Here is an 18,591-nt window from a genome sequence, read left to right on the forward strand (position 1 = left end):
GAATGTCCGGATGCGAGAGGATCAGAGGGAGCGCTGGTTGACGCGCTTGGACAGTTCCTCGGCGCTTTCGACGCGCTCCGAGTATCGGTCCGTCAGGTAGGCGGAACGTCCTCTGACGAGCCAGGTGAACTTCACCAGTTCCTCGCAGACGTCGACGACGCGGCCGTAGAGCGCGGAGGGCTTCATGCGTCCGGCCTCGTCGAACTCCAGGAAGGCCTTCGGCACCGACGACTGGTTGGGGATCGTCACCATGCGCATCCAGCGGCCGAGGATTCGCATCTGGTTCACGGCGTTGAAGCTCTGCGAGCCGCCCGACACCTCCATGACCGCGAGCGTCTTTCCCTGCGTCGGGCGCTTAGCCCCGTCGCTGAGGGGGATCCAGTCGATCTGCGCCTTCAGGATCCCCGTCATCGCACCGTGCCGTTCTGGACTGACCCAGACCATGCCCTCGGACCATTCGGCGAGGTCGCGCAGCTCCTTGACCTTCGGATGGTCCGTCCCGGCGCCGTCGGGCAGCGGCAGGTCCCGCGGATCGAAGGTGCGAACCTCGCAGCCGAACCAGCGAAGCAGGCGCGAGGCCTCCTCGGACAGGAGCCGGGAGAACGAGCGCTCGCGGATCGAACCGTAGAGCACCAGGATGCGCGGCGGGTGCGTCGGTTCCCCGGGGGCCGCCAGCGCCGCGAAGTCGATCGGCTGGAGCTGCGTCAGGTCGACGTTTGGAAGGTCGATCGATACCGGGTCGGTCATTCGCCGATCTCCTTACGCCAGAGGACTGCGGAAGCGGCGCAGAGGCCGTGCGCCTGCCTCGTTTCGAGGACGGACATCGGTGCCGATGCACGGTCGACGCGCTCGAAGCCGAGCGTCGTCAGGAACGTCTCCGGTCCCGTCGTCAGTGCGTAGGCCCCGCGAGCTCCGTATCCGGCTGCCCGACGCATCAGCTCTTCGGCGATGTGCTTCCCGAACCCTTCGCCACGGCGCTCGGGCGCGATGACGATGGACCGTAGCAGGACGACGTCGCCCAGCGGCTCGTAGCCGCCGATGCCGACGACCCGGTCCGACGGATCGACGAAGCGAAGGAACACACGGCCCGCCTCGTGCACGTCCTCCGTCGGAAGACCTGCCGACGACAGTAGGGCAACGAGATCCGCGTCCGCATCGGCAACGGTGCCGACAAGGCTCACGAGGCGGATCCGGCCGACACGGTCTCGCCGTCCTCCTTGGTGAAGGTGGCGACGGGCTTGTCGAGAAGGTCGAACACCTTCTCCGAAGGCCGACAGAGCGCCACGCCCTTGTCCGTCACGACGATCGGGCGCTCGATCAGGATCGGGTGCGCCATCATCGCGTCGAGCAGCTCCTCGTCGCCGAGCGCCGGGTCGTCGAGACCGAGCTCGGCGTACGGCGTGCCCTTCTTCCGCAGGATGTCCCGGGGCTTCATGGCCATGACGTCGAGCAGCTCGATCAGCGTCTCACGGCTCGGCGGCGTCTTCAGGTACTCGATGACCTGCGGTTCCTCACCGGACTGCCGGATCATCTCGAGCGTGTTGCGCGACGTGCCGCAATCGGGGTTGTGGTAGATCGTGACGGTCATAGTGGTTCCTCAGGCGACGTCGGACGGGCGGAACGAGGCACCTTCGAGCTGGCCGATCTCGCGGACCTTCACGGCAAGGCGAGTGCGCTCGAGGCTTTCAAGGGGCAGCGCGGCGAACGCCGAGATCCGGTTCTTCATGTAGCGGAAGGCCGTCGTGAACGCGGCCCGCTTCCAGATGTCGCTTCGGTTCTCGTGGCTCGGGTCCTCGATGCCCCAGTGCGCCGTCATCGGCTGTCCCGGCCAGATCGGGCAGGACTCGCCCGCCGCCTGGTCGCAGACGGTGAAGACGAAGTCCATGACGGGTGCCTCGGGCGTTGCGAACTCATCCCACGGCTTCGAGCGCATGTTGTCGGTCGGGTAGCCGAACTCCTCGAGGACGCTCAGCGCCATCGGGTTGACCTCGCCCTTCGGGCGGCTGCCCGCGGAGAAGGCGTTGAAGCGTCCGGCGCCGTCCTTGCGCAGGATGCTCTCGGCAAGGATCGAGCGGGCTGAGTTGCCCGTGCAGAGGAAGAGGACGTTGAGGGGTGCGACGAGGCTCATGTGCAGGTCTCCGAGGTGCAGGAGGGAATGAGGTCGGTGAGGTTGGCGCAGATCTCCGGATTGCCGGAACAGCAGTCGTCGACGAGGTAGGCGAGGAGCTGACGCATGTCGTCGTAGCTCGCCGCGTAGAGGATGCGGCGACCGTCACGCCACGACCGCAGGAGCTTGGAGCGTTCCAATGTCGCGAGGTGGAAGGACATACGGGTCGGCGGGATCGAAAGGGCCTCGGCGATCTCGCCGGACGGCATGCCGTTCGGACCCGCGCGGACGAGCATGCGGAAGGCCGCGAGACGATCTGCATGGGCAAGGGCGGAGAGGGCGGAAACGGCTGCATCATCGATCATGAGTTCGATATTGCAAATATCGTTGTAGCATTCAAGCGTCTTTTCGGATGGGTCGGCGAGATACGCCGACTTCAAGGTCTCGAGCACAAAGTGGCTATCCTCCTCGGCTTAGCGGCAAAATCTGATAGCCGATGACGCGTTGCTCGACGCGTAGCCGACGTCGCCGGGCACGCATTCCCCTCGCGTATTATTCTGCGCTTCCGCTCCTTGACCTTCCCATGGTGGGAAGCCCCATCTTCATCGAAACGGCCAATGGAGCCACTTCGATGAACCAGATCGTCTCCCTGGCGCGCGCGGAAACGTCGCCCGCCGTTCCCATCTCATTTCAAGTCGATGGCATGACCTGCGCGTCCTGTGTCCGGCGCGTTGAGCGTGCCATCGCCGAGGTCCCAGGCGTCGTGTCCGCCAACGTCAACCTCGCCACGGAGCGGGCCGATGTTTCGCTTGGGTCGGGCGATGCGGGTGCCGTCGTGGCTGCCATCCGGTCCGCGGGCTACAAGGTCCGCTCCGACACGTTCGAGATCGAGGTTCGGGGCATGACCTGCGCCTCGTGCGTCCGGCGTGTCGAGCAGGCGATCGCCGCTGTCCCCGGCGTCTCGAGTGCCAGCGTGAACCTCGCGACCGAACGGGCGAGTGTCACGACTGTTGGCGGGACCGACCGTGCCGCGGTCGAGGCGGCCGTGCGCAAGGCCGGCTACGAGCCCGTGAGGGTGGGATCCGAAGTGGACGCCGGCGATGTCCGCGCAGAGGAGAAGGAGCGTGAGTACGCCCGCCTGAAGGGCGACTTCGCGATCGCGACGATCCTGACGCTCCCGGTCTTCGCGGTCGAGATGGGATCCCACCTCGTGCCAGCGATCCACATGTTCGTCATGGACACGATCGGCGAATGGCAGAGCCGAGTCCTCCAGTTCGTCCTGGTGACGGCCGTCCTGTTCGGACCCGGGCTCCGCTTCTTCAGGAAGGGCGTTCCGGCGCTCGGGCGCCTCGCACCCGACATGAACTCCCTGGTCGTCGTCGGCACGAGTGCCGCGTATGCCTACTCCGTCGTCGCGACCTTCTGGCCTGCGGTCCTGCCCGCTGGGACGGCGAACGTCTACTACGAGGCGGCCAGCGTGATCGTGACGCTGATCCTACTCGGACGGCTTCTGGAGGCGCGGGCGAAGGGACGCACGAGCGAGGCGATCAAGCGACTCGTCGGTCTCCAGCCCAAGACGGCGCGGGTCGAGCGCGAGGGGCGGACCGTCGAGATCGATCTCGGCGCCGTCGTCGTAGGCGACCGGGTGGAGGTCCGACCAGGCGAACGGATCCCCGTGGACGGGACGGTCCTGTCAGGTGCCTCGTTCGTCGACGAGTCCATGATCACGGGCGAGCCCGTCCCCGTCGAAAAGGCCGTCGGCGCCCTGGTCACTGGCGGCACGATCAACGGCAACGGCAGCTTCACCTACCGCGCCGAGAAGGTCGGCGCCGACACGATGCTGGCGCAGATCATCAAGCTCGTGGAAACCGCCCAAGGCGGCAAGCTGCCGATTCAGGCGGCCGTCGACCGCGTGACCCAGTGGTTCGTCCCGGCGGTCATGGCGGCGGCGGCGCTGACCTTCCTCGTCTGGCTGCTCTTCGGTCCGGACCCCGCCCTGGCCTTCGCCCTCGTCAACACGGTGGCCGTGCTCATCATCGCCTGTCCCTGCGCGATGGGCCTCGCCACGCCGACGTCGATCATGGTCGGGACGGGGCGCGCGGCCGAGATCGGCGTGCTGTTCCGGAAGGGAGAGGCCCTCCAGACGCTGCGGGACGCGGATGTCGTCGCGCTCGACAAGACGGGGACGCTGACAGAGGGACGGCCCGAGCTGACTGACCTTGTCGTCGCGGAGGGCTTTGACCGCGCCGGGGTGCTGGCCTTGGTCGCCGCCGTCGAGGCGCGCTCCGAGCATCCGATCGCCGCCGCCATCGTCGCCGCCGCCGATCGCGAGGGCCTCGAGCGGCTGGCTTCGGAAGGCTTCGAGGCCATTCCCGGCTACGGTGCGAAGGCCCTCGTGGCGGGACGTACGGTCGCCGTCGGCGCTGACCGCTTCATGGCGCGGCTCGGCTTCAGCGTCGCCGTTTTCGCGTCCACTGCCGAGCGTCTCGGACGGGAGGGCAAGTCGCCTCTCTACGTGGCGGTCGACGGTCGGCTGGCCGCCATGGTCGCCGTCGCCGATCCGGTGAAGCCGAGTTCCGCGGCTGCGGTTCGCGCACTCCATGATATGGGCCTGCGCGTCGCGATGATCACGGGCGACAACAAGCGCACCTCCGACGCCATCGCGGCGCAGCTCGGGATCGACGAGGTCGTCGCCGAGGTGCTGCCCGAGGGCAAGGTGGACGCGGTGAAGCGGCTTCGAGAGGGCGGCCGTAACGTCGCCTTCGTCGGCGACGGCATCAACGACGCGCCGGCCCTGGCCGAGGCGGACACCGGGCTTGCCGTCGGCACCGGAACCGACGTCGCCATCGAGAGCGCAGACGTCGTCCTCATGTCGGGCAACCTGATGGGTGTCGTGAACGCGATCGCCATCTCGAAGGCGACCATCGCCAACATCCGGCAGAACCTCTTCTGGGCGTTCGGCTACAACGTCGTCCTGATCCCGGTCGCCGCGGGGGCGCTGTATCCGTTCACAGGGATCCTCCTGTCCCCGATCCTCGCCGCGGGTGCCATGGCCCTCTCCAGCGTCTTCGTGCTCGGGAACGCGCTGCGGCTGCGGCTCTTCGAGCCACCGTTCGCAGAACGGTCGCCGAATGCGGTGGGCTATGGGACCGGAGCCCGGGCGGCTCTCCCCGGGGTGGAGGGACGGACATGAACATCGGCGAGGCGTCGAAGGCGTCGGGCGTCAGCGCCAAGATGATCCGCTACTACGAGACCATCGGCCTGATCGTCCCGGCGGAGCGGGCTGTTTCGGGTTACCGCGTGTACTCGGCCACCGAGGTGTCGACGCTTCGGTTCATCCGAAGGGCGCGGGACCTGAACTTCTCGGTCGAGCAGATCAAGGACCTCCTCGGCCTATGGGGGGACAGGAACCGCGCGAGCGCCGACGTGAAACGGTTGGCACTCCGGCATGTCGAGGAGCTAGAGACGCGCATGCGCCAGCTCCAGGAGATGGCGACCACGCTTCGCGACCTGGCGGACCACTGCCATGGGGACGACCGGCCCGATTGCCCGATCATCCGCGATCTGGCGGCGGCATCCGACCCGGTTCCGTCGAACAAGGGCCGCAAGGGCTTCGACGCGATCACCGCTCGCAGGGCCCCTTGACCTTCCAACACTGGGAAGCCCCATCTTCCCGACATCGACACTGATGGAGTTCGACATGTTGAAGCTGAAAGTCGATGAGATGAGCTGCGGCCACTGCGTCTCGACCGTCCGGAAGGCGGTGGAGACCGTTGATCCGACCGCCCAGGTCAGCGTGGACTTGCCTATGGGAACGGTGACCGTCGAGAGCGCCGCCAGCGAGGTTGCAATCACCGATGCCATCCGCTCCGCCGGTTACCCGGCCGAACGGATGGCTGCCTGAACAGGCCCGGGAAACGCACCTCGTCTACATGAGGCACTGAAAGCGTGCCGACCTGAGGTCCGTCATCCCATATTAGCCGTAGTTCCAGGGTGTCGTTGCCCGTCACCGCTCCAAAAGGTACACCAGACCGCATGTCGTTCGTCCTGAACAAGATGGCCTCGTTGCTCGCGACCCTCGTGGTTGCCGGCATCGTGCTGTTCTGTTCCTCGGCGGCGCAGGCCCATGGCAACCACGGCCCGGTGGCTCCCGACACGTCGGTAGAGGTCACGTCGGACACCATCGAGGTCGAGGCGGCTTCCGACGCCGGCGGTGACGCGGACACGCAGGCCGTCGCCAGCAAGAAGGACGGCCAAATTGGTGGCCACCGCGTTCCCGGGTCATCCTGCTGCGGAACGGGCATGTCGAACTGTATGGCGGCGGCGGTTGGTACCGCCCTCGAACCTTTCCAGACGCCGCCTTTGGGCGGTCACGGCCCAGCCCGGCAATCCGCCCTGTTGCTCGGCACCGTCGTAGACGGTCTGATCCGGCCCCCGAGAACCCTCGTCTGACATTCTGAACGGGCGCGTCCGCGCGTCCCAGGTGATGTTCCAGAACTTGGGCTTTCCAAATGAGCTTTCGTATCATGATCGCGGCCGTGATGGCCGCCCTGACGCTTGCGTCGTCGGCCCTGGCACACGGGGGGCACGACCACGGCGGACCTCCGCCGGCTGTGTCGGCGCAGGCCGCTCCCCGCGCCGAGGCGCAGAGCGCGCTCTTCGAACTCGTCGCGGTAGCGCGGGGGTCGTCGCTGGAGATCCACCTCGACCGCTTCGACACCAACGAGCCCGTCGTCGGCGCCACGATCGAGATCGAGACACCTGCCGGCCCTGCGACCGCGGCCGTAGACGGCGACATCTACCGCCTCGACGCGGCGTGGGCGCTGCAACCTGGCACCTACGACCTCATCGCGACCGTCACGAGCGGGAGCGACGTCGACTTCCTGACCGCGGCCCTGACTATCCCGGAGGCTCCCGCGCCGATCGTGGCGGCAAGCTCAGGCTGGCTGGTCGGATCCGCGCTGGCGACGGAGATGCGGGATGCCCTTTCCGTCGACCTGAAGGACAGGCTGTCGCGCAACGACCCCGCCCTCCTGACGGTCGGGGCGCTGGGGTTCGCGCTTGGCCTTCTCGTGATGGCGATCTTCCGCCGCAAGACCGTCGTCGCCGCCGGAGCGGTGGCGGGGCTCGTCCTCATCTTCGGGGGATCGCTCGCGATGGCGCAGGAGACGGGCACAGGCTTGACGGCCGCGGCCAGAGACCTTGCGCAACGGCTCCCCGACGGCACCGTCTTCATCCCGAAACCCTCGCAGCGGATCCTTGCCATCCGCACGGTGATGACCGCCCCCGAGGAGCACCGCCGCAGTGTCGAGATGCCTGGGCGAGTGATCCCCGACCCGAACGCCAGCGGCTACGTCCAGGCCTCGATCGCCGGGCGCCTCTCACCACCCCCGGGGGGCTTCCCGCGGCTCGGCGCAAAAGTCGAGGCCGGGGACATCCTCGCCTTCGTCGCCTCGCCGATTCAGACGATCGACCAGTCGGACCTGCGCCAGAGCCGTAGCGAACTAGACCAGGCGATCGCGATCGCCGAGCAGCGGGTGCGCCGATCCGAGACTCTGGTGAAAAGCGGGGCCGTCGCGAAGACGACACTCGACGAGACGAAGATCGAACTCGAGGGCCTTCAGGACCGACGCGCCGCCATCGACCAGGTACAGGTGAAGCCGGAGGCGCTCGTCGCCCCGGTTTCCGGTGTCGTAGCGGCATCCAGCGCGATCGCGGGCCAGATGGCGGAAAGCAACGCGATCGTCTTCCACATCGTCGACCCTACGCGCCTCTGGGTCGAGGCGCTGGCCTACGGCTCCTCCGGAGCGTTCTCCGCGGCGTCGGCCGAAGGCGAGGGCGTGCAGGCCTTGGCGCTGAAGTTCGAAGGTGCAGGTTTCGCGGACCGCTCGCAGGCATTGCCCGTCCAGTTCAGCGTCGAGGGCGACACCAAGGGGCTGCGTCCCGGTCAGATGCTGACCGTCCTCGCGCAGACCGAGGAAACGCAGACGGGCGTCGCCCTGCCGCGCACGAGCATCCTGCGTAGCGCGAACGGCCAGGACATCGTCTTCCTGCACACGGGCGCCGAGCGCTTCGAGCCGAGGGAGGTGCGTGTCCTGCCGCTCGACGGCGACCGGGTCCTCGTCGCCGCGGGTATCGAAGCGGGTAGCCGCGTCGTGACCGCGGGTGCCGAACTCCTCAACCAGATCCGCTGAGGGCGCGCCCATGTTCACGTTCCTCGTCACGCAGTCCCTGCGCAACCGCATGCTTGTCCTCGCGATCGCGGCGGTTCTCGTTCTCTACGGCGCGTTCGTCTCGATGGGCCTGCCCGTCGACGTCTTTCCCGACCTGAACAGGCCGACCGTCACGATCATGACGGAAGCCGAAGGCCTCGCGCCGCCCGAGGTGGAGCAGCTCGTCACCTATCCGCTCGAGACGCAAATGAACGGCTTGCCGGGCGTGTCTCGCGTGCGGTCCGTCTCGGGCGTCGGCCTTTCCATCGTCTACGTCGAGTTCGACTGGGACACCGACATCTACCTGAACCGCCAGCAGATCGCCGAGAAGCTGGCGCTCGTGCGCACCCAGCTCCCGCCCGAAGTGTCGCCGCAGATGGGCCCGATCTCCTCGATCATGGGGCAGGTCATGCTCGTCGCCATGACGGCACCCGACGGCGTGTCTCCGATGGCGCTGCGCGAGGTAGCGGACGCGGTCGTGCGGCCACGCCTCCTCTCCGTTCCCGGCGTCGCGCAGGTCATCCCGATCGGCGGCGAGGTCCGCCAGTACCGCGTGGCACCGAACCCGGCCGCCCTGCGTGCGCTCGGCGTCACGCTGGATCAGGTCGAGGCTGCGTTGACCTCCTTCGGCGCGAACACGGGCGGCGGGTTCACCGACCAGTACGCCCGGGAGTTCCTGATCCGGAACGTCGGCCGTAGCCTCAGCCTCGACGACCTGCGGAGCCTCGTCGTCGCGACCGTCGGCACGCAGCCCATCCTCCTCGACCAGGTGGCGGACGTATCGTTCGGCGCACGGCAGAAGCGTGGCGAGGCCGGGTACATGGGCAAGTCCGCGGTGATCGTTTCGATCGAGAAGCAGCCGGACGTCGACACCGTCACCCTGACCCGCCAGTTGGAGGCGGCACTCGGCGAGGTAAGCGCCTCGCTCCCGGACGGCATCAAGGCCGACCAGGTCCTGTTCCGTCAGGCAGACTTCATCGAGACCTCCGTCAAGAACGTCGAGACGGTGCTCCTCGAGGCGATCGTCGTGGTGGCGATCATCCTCTTCGCCTTCCTCCTCAACGTGCGCACGACGGTCATCTCCCTCACGGCGATCCCCGTCTCGATCCTCACGACAGGGATCGTGTTCCACCTCATGGGCCTGTCCATCAACACGATGACGCTCGGTGGCCTCGCCATCGCGATCGGCGAGCTCGTCGACGACGCCGTGGTCGACGTCGAGAACATCTTCCGACGGCTGCGCGAGAACCGGGAGCTGGGCAACCCGCGGTCCGTCTTCGACGTCGTCGTCTCGGCCTCGCAGGAGGTGCGATCCGGCATCGTCTACGCGACGGTGATCATCGTCCTCGTTTTCGTGCCGCTCTTCGCCCTGTCGGGCATCGAGGGACGGCTCTTCGCGCCGCTTGGGCAGGCCTACATCGTGTCGATCCTGTCCAGCCTGGTGGTGTCGATCACGCTGACCCCGGTCATGGCCTACTACCTCTTGCCGGGGCTGAAGCGCCTCGACGAGCACGAGAGCTTCCTCGTGCGGTGGCTGAAGCGCGGCAACCGGGTGCTGCTCGACCGGGCCTTCCGCTGGCCGCGGATGCTGATGGCGTGTGCCGTGCTTGCTGTCGGTCTTGCGGCCGTCGGCGCGACGGCCCTGCCTCGTGCGTTCCTGCCGCCGTTCAACGAGGGCACGCTGACAATCAGCATGGCTTTCAACCCCGGCATCTCGCTGGCAGAGTCGCACCGTGTCGGCCTCATCGCCGAACGCCTCATCATGGAGGTTCCGGAGGTCTCCGTCGTCGGACGGCGAACCGGACGCGCTGAACTCGACGAGCATGCGGAAGGCGTTCACTCCTCCGAGATCGAGGTGGACCTCGAAACGGGCCGACCGAAGACGGCGATCGAGGCGGACATCCGCTCGCGCCTCTCGGTCCTCCCGGTGTCAATCAACATCGGCCAGCCGATCTCGCACCGCCTCGACCACATGCTGTCGGGCGTGAGGGCGCAGATCGCGCTGAAGGTGTTCGGCGACGACATCGACACGCTGCGCACCGTGGCGGAGAGCCTGAGGGGCCGCCTCGCGACCGTCCCGGGAGTGGTCGACCTCCAGGTCGAGAAGCAGGTGCGCATCCCGCAGCTCGAGATCCGGATCGACTACGCACGGGCCGCTCTCTTCGGGATCCAGCCGGCGAAGGTCACCGAGGAGCTGGAACAGCTCTCCAACGGACGCGTCGTCTCCCGACTCGTCGATGGCAATCGGACCTACGACGTCGTCATGCGGCTCCGCGACACCGAGCGCACCACTCAGGCGCTAGGCGATCTCCTGATCGAAACGCCCGCCGGCTGGATACCCGTACGCCAACTCGCGGATGTCCGCGAGACCGACGGGCCTAACCAGATCCTTCGTGAGAACGGGCAGCGGCGCGTCGTCGTGCTCGCAAACGCCGCCGGCGACGCCGACATGGCTGAGGTGATCGAGCGGATCCGCGCGGAGGTCGCCGCGGCGGCCCTGCCGCCTGGATTCTCGACCAGCCTGGAGGGGACCTTCCAGGCCCAGGAGGAGGCCAGTCGCACGATCGGGCTCCTGTCATTGGTCTCTCTCGCGATGATATTCGCGATCCTCTACAGCCGCTACCGCTCGGCCGTGTTCACGCTGATCATCCTTGGCAGCATCCCGCTCGCCCTGATCGGCTCGGTCGCGGCGCTCTGGCTGTCCGGGCAGCCGCTGTCGGTCGCGTCGATGATCGGCTTTATCACGCTGACGGGCATCGCGGCTCGAAACGGCATCCTCAAGATCAGCCACTACATCAACCTGTCGATCCACGAGGGAATGCCCTTCGGGCGCGACCTCGTGATGCGCGGCAGCCTGGAGCGGCTCACCCCCGTCCTGATGACGGCGCTATCTGCGGGCGTCGCGCTGGTGCCGCTGATGATCGACGCGTCGGCGCCGGGCAAGGAAATCCTCCACCCCGTCGCGGTGACGATCTTCGGCGGCCTCGTCTCCTCGACGCTGCTCGACACCTTCCTGACCCCCGTCCTCTTCCTGCGCTATGGCGAGAAGCCGCTGAAGCGCCTGGTCGACGCCGCCCGCCAAGCAACGTCGGGGACCGCCGAGGCGGCACCCGGCGCGGCAGCCGCCCATTCCTTCTGACCTCAACCGGAGACCTGAACCATGACCATCCGCACGCTGATCATCGCCGCCGCACTCCTCGCGTCCGGCGCCGCGCAGGCCCACGAACCCCGCAAGGGACCGAACGGCGGGACGCTCGTCGACGCCGGGGCCCACCATGTCGAGCTCGTCACCGCGGGAAGCGAGGTGAAGGTGTTCGTCAGCGACGCCGCCGACGCTCCGGTTGCGGTCGACGGCTTCAAGGGGACCGCGGTCCTCCTGGTCGGCGGCAAGCCGGCCCGCGTCACGCTCGCCCCGTCCGGCCCGTTCCTGTCGGGGACGCTGGCGGGTCCGTCCGAGGGTCCCGTCAAGGGTGCGGTCCAGCTCACGGGCCCCGACGGCAAGACCTCTCAGGCGAAGTTCAACTGATCACCGGGGGCGGCGGTTTGTCGCCGCCCAAAACTCAAACCCAACGGCTCGAGGGCCACCCAAGGAGAACCACCATGCGTAAGATTCTCATCGCCGCAGCGATCGCCGCGTTCCCGCTGACGGCCCATGCACAGGAGGGCCACCCCATGTCCGGGGGCATGGCGCTTCCGAAAGCCTGTGAAGTCGCCGCGGGATCGACCATGGACATGTCCAAGATGATGGGAAGCATGGACAGCGCGATGTCCGGCATGGACGAGGCCCAGAAGGCCAACCACGAGGCCATGATGAAGATGCATGGCCCGATGATGAAGGCGGCAATGATCAAGGACCCAGACCTTGCCTTCAACTGCGGGATGATTGCCCATCACCAAGGCGCGATCGCGATGAGCGAGGTCGAGCTCAAGATGGGCAAGGACGAGGAATCCAAGAAGATGGCCCAGATGATCATCGACGCCCAAAAGAAGGAAATCGAGGAGATGACCGCTCGCGTCGAGACCCTCGCCAAGTAGGGCAGAGAAGGATGGGGAGCGGCTTCGAGCCGCTCCCTCGGGGCGTAGCGTGACCTACTGACCGGGCGCGGGGGGCGTGGCGGGCATCTCCATGCCGGGCATCGAGTCGTCCTTGGCCTCAGGCATCTTCATCGACGCCATCTTGGCGCAGCAGGGGCACCCGCCCGCGGCCTGCGGCGACTGCCCAGGCGTGGACTGCGGGGCTTCGGCCTTGGCCGCGCCGCACATCATGCCGCCGGCGGCGGTGGCATCCTGGGTCGCTTCCTTCGCCGCCGTCTGCTCCATCATGCCGCAACCCGCCGCTGCCGCCGGAAAGGTGCCGATCGCCGTGAAGGCGGCGGCGGCGAAGATAAGGTTTCTCATGGTGCGTTTCCCTGTGTTCGATCGACTGCAACGATGCCGGAACCGAAACTGCTCTGCCAGGGCGTCGAACACGCGGCAAAGCACGATGTTGAGAACCCAGCTCGCCTCGCCGTAGCGGAAGTACTCTACGTCCGGGATGCCCTGCGGTCGGAACCGAGGGTGAACTTGGCCGCCAGCGCGAAGGCGGCTCCGACTAGGAAGGTGGCCGACGAGCCGTACGCTTGCCATAGCGCCCCAGCCAAGACGCTGGCTGCCAAGAGGGCAAGGCCCGTGACAAGGTTGAGGACTCCGAAGGCGGTGCCGCGCAGGTCCTTGGGCGAGGCATCTGCCACCAGTGTCGCCAGGATTCCCTGGGTGAAGCCCATGTGCAGGCCCCAGAGCACTACGCCGATGGCAGCGACGACGACGTTGGGGGCGAGCGCGAGGATGACGTCGGCCGCCGCAAGCAGGAGCATGCCCACCATCAGGAGCCGCTTTCGGTCCATCCGGTCCGAGAGGATGCCGACGGGATAGGACGAGATGGAATAGGAAACGCCCATCAGCACCAGCACCAGCGGGACCGTCGCGACTGGCATGCCGAACTCGCTCGCCCGCAGGAGCAGGAACGCCTCGCTGAACCGTGCCAGCGTAAACACGGACGCGACCGCGACGACGCTCCAGTACGATCGGCCAAGGCGGGCGAGCTCGGCGCGGTGCAGGGGCATGCGTGCCGGACGGCGCTCTCGCACTCCTGCGGGTTCATGGACCCCGGCGATCAGGACGGCGACGGACAGAAAAGCGGGGACCACCGCAACCCAGAACACTGTCTGGAAGTCCCCTGCGAAAAGCCACATCAGGCCGACTGCGAGGAGCGGTCCGGAGAAGGCGCCGATCGTGTCCAGCGACTGGCGCAGGCCGAAGCTTGCTCCGCGGATCTCGGGCGGCGCGAGGTCCGCCACTAGTGCGTCCCGGGGCGCACCTCGGATGCCCTTGCCGACGCGATCGACAAACCGTGCCGCCACCAGCGCCTCCAGTCCCGAGGCCATCGGGAAGACGGGCTTCGTCAGGGCACCCAGCCCGTAGCCGATCACGGCGAGGAGCTTGCGCTTGCCGAGCCAGTCGCTGAGGGCGCCGGAGAAGACCTTGACGATCGAAGCGGTGGCCTCGGCGATCCCCTCTATGATGCCGACGGCGAAGGCCGACGTGCCTAGAACGGCGACCATGTAGACGGGCAGGAGCGAGTGGATCATCTCCGACGAAATGTCCATCAGCATGCTGACGAAGCCAAGCGCCCAAATGCCGCCTGGGATTGGGGGGCGAGTTGTTCTGGGTGCGTCTGCTGGAACGGTCATGGCACTCGAACGTGTAATGGAAGCGCGTCTGCTAGCCGTGATTCTTGCTGCCGTCGACCCTCAGCGGCGTACGCTACGCATCGGGGCGTCACGCTTCAGGCCGCCGAACGGGCCTCGACCTCAATCGTGAGGTGGGAGAGGTCATGGATATGCGAGAACTTGGCCCTGTAGGATTCGAGCGGCAGTCGGCGTGCGATCGCGATGGAGACGATCGCCGCATGGTGGCCGGGACCTACCTGAAAACCTGCACATTTCCTACGGCAGGTTTTTGTCCGTTGGAACGTAGTCGAGCGCAGGTATCGGCGACGGTCGCGTGGTCCCGAGCACCGACGAGGAACCACGACGCAGGCGGCTGCTCTCCGTCGCATAAAGAGTAGACGGTCCCTGGATGTTCACCTTCAGGTGGGATCATGGTCGCAGTGGGGGAGCGAACGGGCATCGTAGATCGAAAGAAACCTTCCGGCCCGGCTGACGGAGCCTACTCACTCTCCCAAATGGTGATCCACTGGACCGTGGTCCCGCTGGTGTTCGTGCAATGGATGACCTTCGACGCAATCCATCGCACCCACCGGACGATTCTCCCGCCTAGGCGCATCGATCTCATTGAGCATGCCGTGCACACGTATTCCGGCATCGCGATCGGGGCGCTGATGGTTACGCTCCTTGGGATCAGGTTCTTGCGGGGCTCGCCGCCTTCGCTGGACCGGGGCTGGCGACGAGTGCTCTCCATGACGGTCCATTCTGGACTGTACGTCGCCCTCTTGGCGCAGGCCGCCACCGGATTTACGGCGACCTACCTGTTCGGAGGCGCCGCTCGCATCCATGTGCTGCTCTGGAACGTGATCCTCGTTCTGGTGGCGCTCCACGTTGCTGGTGCGGCGTACCATCTCGTCAGGTGCGACGGGGTCGTGTCGAGGATGCTTCCGCGAAAGCGCTGACAAGCGGACCTGATACAGGCGAATACTCCGCAAACTTTGGGGCGGATATGCATTCAGCATATGACTGGCGGGCGCAAACTGACCGAGGGGATTCGGCACAGGCATACCGCGCGCATCCTGTCAACATATCACACCATCTGTCGTTTTATCACAGCAGGTGTGTCGTTCAGCAAAGTATGGAGCGGGCGATGGGGATCGAACCCACGACATCCAGCTTGGGAAGCTGGCGTTCTACCACTGAACTACGCCCGCGCTCGCCAGATTTTCATAAAGGGTCAGGCATTCCAGCGCAAGGGTTTCGGCGCGCTCGCGGGGTAGGCCGCAACCACCCGTGAGGCGTTGGCAAAGCGACTGCGCTCATTCACTTCTGGGAAGGCGCTAGGCAGGCCCGTACTCGCGCTCTTCGTCGAACAGCCATTCGGCCGGAATCGAAAGAACCCTCGCCAGCGCCAGCAGCTCATCAAGACGCGGGGGAGACCCGCTTTCGATCCGCTCCAGGCGCTCGATCGACAGGTTGGCGCGCGCCGCGAGGTGCGCGAGGGGAAGTCCGGCTTCCAGTCGAAACACCCGTGTCGGCGAAGCCCCCTCCGCCAGGGCTGCCGCCGCTCGTTGCGAAATGCTTTCCTCGTCTGCCGTCATCATGCTGCTCTGCTGTGTCATGACGGCAGCTACGGGATCCGGCGGCGGGGGATGCAGCCGGCCATCGACAAATCCGGTCTGGTACGGTTTCGATCGAAGTGCCGCCACGCAGGCGGCTGCGGCGATGCGTTGACCCCCGAGCCGGGCGCGCGCTACGCCATGGGGGCTAGATCGTCACCGGAAGGGAACAGCCATGGCCAACGCGCTGAAGTTCTATATCGACGGAGAATGGGTCGACCCGATCGTCCCGGCAACGCTCGCCGTGATCGACCCGTCGAGCGAGGAGGCCTTTGCCGAGATCTCCATCGGCACCGCGGCCGACCTCGACAAGGCGGTTGCAGCCGCGCGCCGTGCCTTTGCGACATTTTCGCTGACCAGCCGGGAAGAGCGCCTGGCGCTGATGCGCCGGCTGCTGGCGGTCTACAAGGCGCGCTATGGCGAGATGGCGTCGGCAATCAGCCAGGAGATGGGCGCGCCGCTGGCGATGGCCAATTCTTCGCAGGCGGCCATGGGCTCGCTGCACCTCGAGAAGATGATCGAGACGCTCGAGACCTACCAGTTCGAGGAAGTTCGAGGCACCACGCTGATCGCCAAGGAGCCGATCGGCGTCGTCGGCATGATCACGCCGTGGAACTGGCCGATGAACCAGATCATGTGCAAGGTCGCGCCGGCGCTTGCGGCCGGCTGCACCATGGTGCTGAAGCCGAGCGAGATCGCTCCGATGAGCGGTCTGCTGTTTGCCGAGATGATGCACGAGGCCGGTGTGCCGAAGGGCGTGTTCAATCTCGTCAACGGCGATGGCCCCGGCGTTGGCGAGGCGATCTCGAAGCACCCCGGCATCGACATGGTTTCCTTCACCGGCTCGACGCGGGCCGGCATCCTGATCGCCAAGGCCGCCGCCGATACGATCAAGCGTGTTCACCAGGAGCTCGGCGGCAAGTCGGCCAACATCCTCCTCGACGACGTCGATCTCGATGCGGCGGTAAGCAAAGGGGTTGCCGGCTGTTTCGGCAATTCCGGCCAGTCCTGCAATGCGCCGACGCGCATGTTCGTCCCCGCGGCACGCGCCGACGAGGCGGCGGCGATCGCGGCGAAGGCTGCAGCGGGTTTCAAGGTGGGGCCGGCCGATGCCGACAGTTCGACGCTCGGCCCGGTCGTCAGCCAGGTGCAGTACGACAAGATCCAGAAGCTCATCCAGAGCGGCATTTCCGAAGGGGCGAACCTCGTCGCCGGCGGTCTCGGCCGTCCGGACGGTCTGAACCGAGGATATTTCGTCAAGCCGACGGTGTTTAGCAACGTCACACCGGACATGACCATTGCGCGGGAGGAGATATTCGGTCCCGTCCTGTCGATCCTGACCTATGACAGCGAGGACGAAGTGGCCGAGCTCGCCAACGACACCGTCTATGGCCTTGCAGCCTATGTCCAGACGGCAGATCTCGCCCGCGGACGCCGGATGGCGGCCAAGATGCGCGCCGGCAACGTCTACATCAACTACCCCGCCTGGGACGCCAGTGCCCCGTTTGGTGGCTACAAGCAATCCGGCAACGGCCGGGAATATGCCGATTTTGGCCTCGACGAGTTTCTGGAGATCAAGGGCGTCGTCGGCTACGGCGCGGCCTGAAGTTCCGCCCAGCCTCGGCGGCTTGCCGTCGGGGTTGGGCACCCGCTTGACCTTACAGCGAATGGGGCATGCCTGGCGGTCTGCTCAGCTTCGGCAGCCTTCGACTGAGAAAACGCACACGCGCGCAGATCAACGGCATCCGACATTCAGCCATTTTATCGGAGAGTTTCTCTGGGGCTGGCGCTTCCGGTTCCATCCGGACCGATGATCTGAGATAGCGACGCCGCGAAGCTGCCCTCCGGTAATTAAGGCAATGCCGGGACGGTCAATCGATCGTCATGCTTGTTTTTTCTGCCGATTGCCCCATCTCTTACTCTTGAACACACGAGATCTGCACCTATGGGATCTCGGTGTGCAGGCCACGCTGCGAGCGACGGTCGCCTTGGACCCCTGATCGGCGGGTTTTCCGGGTTGTGTTGGGTTCGTCGATCAAGGAGCATGCGGTGGCTTTGGCTAGCGAATTCTATCTGGCACGCGCGGCCGAATGTGCCCGCGAGGCGTCCGAGACAAAGCTCGAGAACGTCAGGGACCGCAGCAAGCGCGCCGAGGCTGCCTGGCTGTTGATGGCTGACCAGTCGTCCGCGCGCGAAGTCGAGCGCGATGCGGTTGCGGCCGAAAAGGCGGCCAAGGTTGAAGCTTCGAAGAGCGAAGAGATGGAAGACGAGGAAGTCTCTTCTTAACCGAGGCCTTTTCCAGGCGATGACATCCGGGGGCTGAGGCCCCCGTTTTCATATCCAGCTGGTCCAGGAGTGAAATTCGCCGGACACGTTTCAGAAGAGCATCACCGCACGTGGAAGGTTAGGTTTGCTACCCCCGGACTTCGACGTGCACCCTCGGAAACACGTTCTCGTGACAGCGCATCTGTTGCTGCCTATCATCCGTATCCCCCGTGAGGACAGACAGACGCTCAATGGTTCGAGGCGTCCTTTGTCACACTATGGCTGGGGAGAGAGGCCTTGCGCTTGCAGCCGGTAAAGGTCGCGACGACCAGCACGGATGAGAACGGCCTTCTGGTCTACGAGGGCGACCACCTCGTGGCGGTGATCGTGCGTTTGGAGGAACACGTCCATGGCGTTCGTTATGCCGGCAAGTGGAACCTTGAGGCGACCTTCGGGACCTTGCCCTATCCGCCGGACCAGGTCTTCGATGATATCGATCACGCGCAGGAGTGGATTTCAGCGCGGCTGAACGAGCCCATGTGGCAGCAGGAATAACGGAGATAGCGGTCGACTAAATTTGCGCGGCGATGCGGGGGCGGACATGAAGCGCCGTCATTCGCAAACGGGAGCGCACGAAGGTCGATATTTTGGACGCGGCCATTCGGCTTGACGCGGGGATGCCG

20 protein-coding genes and 1 tRNA gene are annotated in these 18,591 nt (G+C 66.1%); 12 read left to right on the plus strand and 9 right to left on the minus strand.

The genetic code is table 11. The features are described 5' to 3' along the window. Positions 1-21: 21 nt before the first annotated feature. From arsH to ACZLZQ_RS06725, 5 genes are read right to left on the minus strand one after another with little or no spacing between them, the layout of a single operon-like run. Entirely contained in the window at positions 22-747 is a 726-nt protein-coding gene (arsH, locus tag ACZLZQ_RS06705) for an arsenical resistance protein ArsH (RefSeq protein ID WP_472948700.1), read from the minus strand. Further along, a complete protein-coding gene (locus ACZLZQ_RS06710) occupies positions 744-1,181 on the minus strand; it encodes a GNAT family N-acetyltransferase (RefSeq protein WP_472948701.1) in 438 nt (145 codons plus the stop codon). The genes arsH and ACZLZQ_RS06710 overlap by 4 nt, the downstream gene beginning before the upstream one ends. Next, on the minus strand, positions 1,178-1,588 hold the full coding sequence (arsC, locus tag ACZLZQ_RS06715) for an arsenate reductase (glutaredoxin) (RefSeq protein WP_472948702.1): 411 nt from the start codon (positions 1,586-1,588) through the stop codon (positions 1,178-1,180). The genes ACZLZQ_RS06710 and arsC overlap by 4 nt, the downstream gene beginning before the upstream one ends. A gap of 9 nt (positions 1,589-1,597) precedes the next feature. Then, positions 1,598-2,128 carry an arsenate reductase ArsC gene (locus ACZLZQ_RS06720; protein ID WP_472948703.1) on the minus strand — a complete coding sequence of 177 codons (531 nt, stop codon included), beginning with the start codon at positions 2,126-2,128 and terminating at the stop codon, positions 1,598-1,600. Next, on the minus strand, positions 2,125-2,472 hold the full coding sequence (locus tag ACZLZQ_RS06725) for an ArsR/SmtB family transcription factor (protein WP_472949205.1): 348 nt from the start codon (positions 2,470-2,472) through the stop codon (positions 2,125-2,127). The genes ACZLZQ_RS06720 and ACZLZQ_RS06725 overlap by 4 nt, the downstream gene beginning before the upstream one ends. A gap of 266 nt (positions 2,473-2,738) precedes the next feature. Here ACZLZQ_RS06725 and ACZLZQ_RS06730 point away from each other — a divergent pair, with 266 nt between their 5' ends. The 8 genes from ACZLZQ_RS06730 to ACZLZQ_RS06765 all read left to right on the plus strand — a co-directional run bounded on the left by ACZLZQ_RS06730 (position 2,739) and on the right by ACZLZQ_RS06765 (position 12,354). Continuing rightward, the gene (locus tag ACZLZQ_RS06730; RefSeq protein ID WP_472948704.1) at positions 2,739-5,300 is read left to right on the plus strand and encodes a heavy metal translocating P-type ATPase; all 2,562 of its coding nucleotides are present in this window, start codon (positions 2,739-2,741) and stop codon (positions 5,298-5,300) included. Next, on the plus strand, positions 5,297-5,752 hold the full coding sequence (gene cueR / locus ACZLZQ_RS06735) for a Cu(I)-responsive transcriptional regulator (protein WP_472948705.1): 456 nt from the start codon (positions 5,297-5,299) through the stop codon (positions 5,750-5,752). Before ACZLZQ_RS06730 ends, cueR begins: the two co-directional genes overlap by 4 nt. 43 nt (positions 5,753-5,795) lie before the next feature. Beyond that, positions 5,796-6,011 carry a heavy-metal-associated domain-containing protein gene (locus ACZLZQ_RS06740; protein ID WP_472948706.1) on the plus strand — a complete coding sequence of 72 codons (216 nt, stop codon included), beginning with the start codon at positions 5,796-5,798 and terminating at the stop codon, positions 6,009-6,011. Positions 6,012-6,142: 131 nt separating this feature from the next. Further along, entirely contained in the window at positions 6,143-6,559 is a 417-nt protein-coding gene (locus ACZLZQ_RS06745; RefSeq protein WP_472948707.1) for a hypothetical protein, read from the plus strand. A gap of 59 nt (positions 6,560-6,618) precedes the next feature. Beyond that, a complete protein-coding gene (locus ACZLZQ_RS06750; protein WP_472948708.1) occupies positions 6,619-8,301 on the plus strand; it encodes an efflux RND transporter periplasmic adaptor subunit in 1,683 nt (560 codons plus the stop codon). Positions 8,302-8,311: 10 nt separating this feature from the next. Beyond that, the gene (locus tag ACZLZQ_RS06755; RefSeq protein WP_472948709.1) at positions 8,312-11,458 is read left to right on the plus strand and encodes an efflux RND transporter permease subunit; all 3,147 of its coding nucleotides are present in this window, start codon (positions 8,312-8,314) and stop codon (positions 11,456-11,458) included. Positions 11,459-11,479: 21 nt separating this feature from the next. Next, positions 11,480-11,845 (plus strand): hypothetical protein, encoded by a 366-nt coding sequence (locus tag ACZLZQ_RS06760; protein WP_472948710.1) that lies wholly within the window; start codon positions 11,480-11,482, stop codon positions 11,843-11,845. Positions 11,846-11,919: 74 nt separating this feature from the next. Further along, complete coding sequence (locus tag ACZLZQ_RS06765; protein WP_472948711.1) at positions 11,920-12,354, plus strand: DUF305 domain-containing protein; 435 nt, start codon at positions 11,920-11,922, stop codon at positions 12,352-12,354. A gap of 54 nt (positions 12,355-12,408) precedes the next feature. Here ACZLZQ_RS06765 and ACZLZQ_RS06770 read toward each other — a convergent pair whose 3' ends face one another. Next, entirely contained in the window at positions 12,409-12,717 is a 309-nt protein-coding gene (locus ACZLZQ_RS06770; protein WP_472948712.1) for a hypothetical protein, read from the minus strand. A 125-nt stretch (positions 12,718-12,842) separates the two neighbouring features. Beyond that, the gene (locus ACZLZQ_RS06775; RefSeq protein ID WP_472948713.1) at positions 12,843-14,048 is read right to left on the minus strand and encodes an MFS transporter; all 1,206 of its coding nucleotides are present in this window, start codon (positions 14,046-14,048) and stop codon (positions 12,843-12,845) included. Between the two features lie 410 nt (positions 14,049-14,458). Here ACZLZQ_RS06775 and ACZLZQ_RS06780 point away from each other — a divergent pair, with 410 nt between their 5' ends. Next, positions 14,459-14,986, plus strand: a complete 528-nt coding sequence (locus tag ACZLZQ_RS06780) for a cytochrome b/b6 domain-containing protein (protein ID WP_472948714.1) — start codon at positions 14,459-14,461, stop codon at positions 14,984-14,986. Positions 14,987-15,163: 177 nt separating this feature from the next. On the opposite strand, the gene ACZLZQ_RS06785 is transcribed toward ACZLZQ_RS06780, so the two are convergent. Continuing rightward, a tRNA-Gly gene (locus ACZLZQ_RS06785) sits at positions 15,164-15,238 on the minus strand. A gap of 126 nt (positions 15,239-15,364) precedes the next feature. After that, positions 15,365-15,628 (minus strand): helix-turn-helix domain-containing protein, encoded by a 264-nt coding sequence (locus ACZLZQ_RS06790; protein ID WP_472948715.1) that lies wholly within the window; start codon positions 15,626-15,628, stop codon positions 15,365-15,367. A gap of 190 nt (positions 15,629-15,818) precedes the next feature. Between ACZLZQ_RS06790 and ACZLZQ_RS06795 the strand changes: the two genes are divergently transcribed. The 3 genes from ACZLZQ_RS06795 to ACZLZQ_RS06805 all read left to right on the plus strand — a co-directional run bounded on the left by ACZLZQ_RS06795 (position 15,819) and on the right by ACZLZQ_RS06805 (position 18,463). After that, complete coding sequence (locus ACZLZQ_RS06795; RefSeq protein ID WP_472948716.1) at positions 15,819-17,249, plus strand: aldehyde dehydrogenase family protein; 1,431 nt, start codon at positions 15,819-15,821, stop codon at positions 17,247-17,249. Positions 17,250-17,665: 416 nt separating this feature from the next. Then, complete coding sequence (locus ACZLZQ_RS06800) at positions 17,666-17,929, plus strand: hypothetical protein (RefSeq protein WP_472933767.1); 264 nt, start codon at positions 17,666-17,668, stop codon at positions 17,927-17,929. Between the two features lie 276 nt (positions 17,930-18,205). Next, a complete protein-coding gene (locus tag ACZLZQ_RS06805; protein WP_472948717.1) occupies positions 18,206-18,463 on the plus strand; it encodes a hypothetical protein in 258 nt (85 codons plus the stop codon). Positions 18,464-18,591: the final 128 nt, after the last annotated feature.

Source organism: Mesocryomonas lacus (assembly GCF_055730105.2).

Bases quoted from the DNA above. Each gene is read 5' to 3' on its own strand.
- ACZLZQ_RS06790 (WP_472948715.1), bottom strand. From the start codon at position 15,628: ATGATGACGGCAGACGAGGAAAGCATTTCGCAACGAGCGGCGGCAGCC.
- ACZLZQ_RS06770 (WP_472948712.1), bottom strand. From the start codon at position 12,717: ATGAGAAACCTTATCTTCGCCGCCGCCGCCTTCACGGCGATCGGCACC.
- ACZLZQ_RS06775 (WP_472948713.1), bottom strand. From the start codon at position 14,048: ATGACCGTTCCAGCAGACGCACCCAGAACAACTCGCCCCCCAATCCCA.
- cueR (WP_472948705.1), top strand. From the start codon at position 5,297: ATGAACATCGGCGAGGCGTCGAAGGCGTCGGGCGTCAGCGCCAAGATG.
- ACZLZQ_RS06740 (WP_472948706.1), top strand. From the start codon at position 5,796: ATGGAGTTCGACATGTTGAAGCTGAAAGTCGATGAGATGAGCTGCGGC.
- ACZLZQ_RS06780 (WP_472948714.1), top strand. From the start codon at position 14,459: ATGGTCGCAGTGGGGGAGCGAACGGGCATCGTAGATCGAAAGAAACCT.
- ACZLZQ_RS06795 (WP_472948716.1), top strand. From the start codon at position 15,819: ATGGCCAACGCGCTGAAGTTCTATATCGACGGAGAATGGGTCGACCCG.
- ACZLZQ_RS06755 (WP_472948709.1), top strand. From the start codon at position 8,312: ATGTTCACGTTCCTCGTCACGCAGTCCCTGCGCAACCGCATGCTTGTC.
- ACZLZQ_RS06765 (WP_472948711.1), top strand. From the start codon at position 11,920: ATGCGTAAGATTCTCATCGCCGCAGCGATCGCCGCGTTCCCGCTGACG.
- ACZLZQ_RS06745 (WP_472948707.1), top strand. From the start codon at position 6,143: ATGTCGTTCGTCCTGAACAAGATGGCCTCGTTGCTCGCGACCCTCGTG.
- arsC (WP_472948702.1), bottom strand. From the start codon at position 1,588: ATGACCGTCACGATCTACCACAACCCCGATTGCGGCACGTCGCGCAAC.
- ACZLZQ_RS06760 (WP_472948710.1), top strand. From the start codon at position 11,480: ATGACCATCCGCACGCTGATCATCGCCGCCGCACTCCTCGCGTCCGGC.
- ACZLZQ_RS06720 (WP_472948703.1), bottom strand. From the start codon at position 2,128: ATGAGCCTCGTCGCACCCCTCAACGTCCTCTTCCTCTGCACGGGCAAC.
- ACZLZQ_RS06730 (WP_472948704.1), top strand. From the start codon at position 2,739: ATGAACCAGATCGTCTCCCTGGCGCGCGCGGAAACGTCGCCCGCCGTT.
- arsH (WP_472948700.1), bottom strand. From the start codon at position 747: ATGACCGACCCGGTATCGATCGACCTTCCAAACGTCGACCTGACGCAG.
- ACZLZQ_RS06725 (WP_472949205.1), bottom strand. From the start codon at position 2,472: ATGATCGATGATGCAGCCGTTTCCGCCCTCTCCGCCCTTGCCCATGCA.
- ACZLZQ_RS06750 (WP_472948708.1), top strand. From the start codon at position 6,619: ATGAGCTTTCGTATCATGATCGCGGCCGTGATGGCCGCCCTGACGCTT.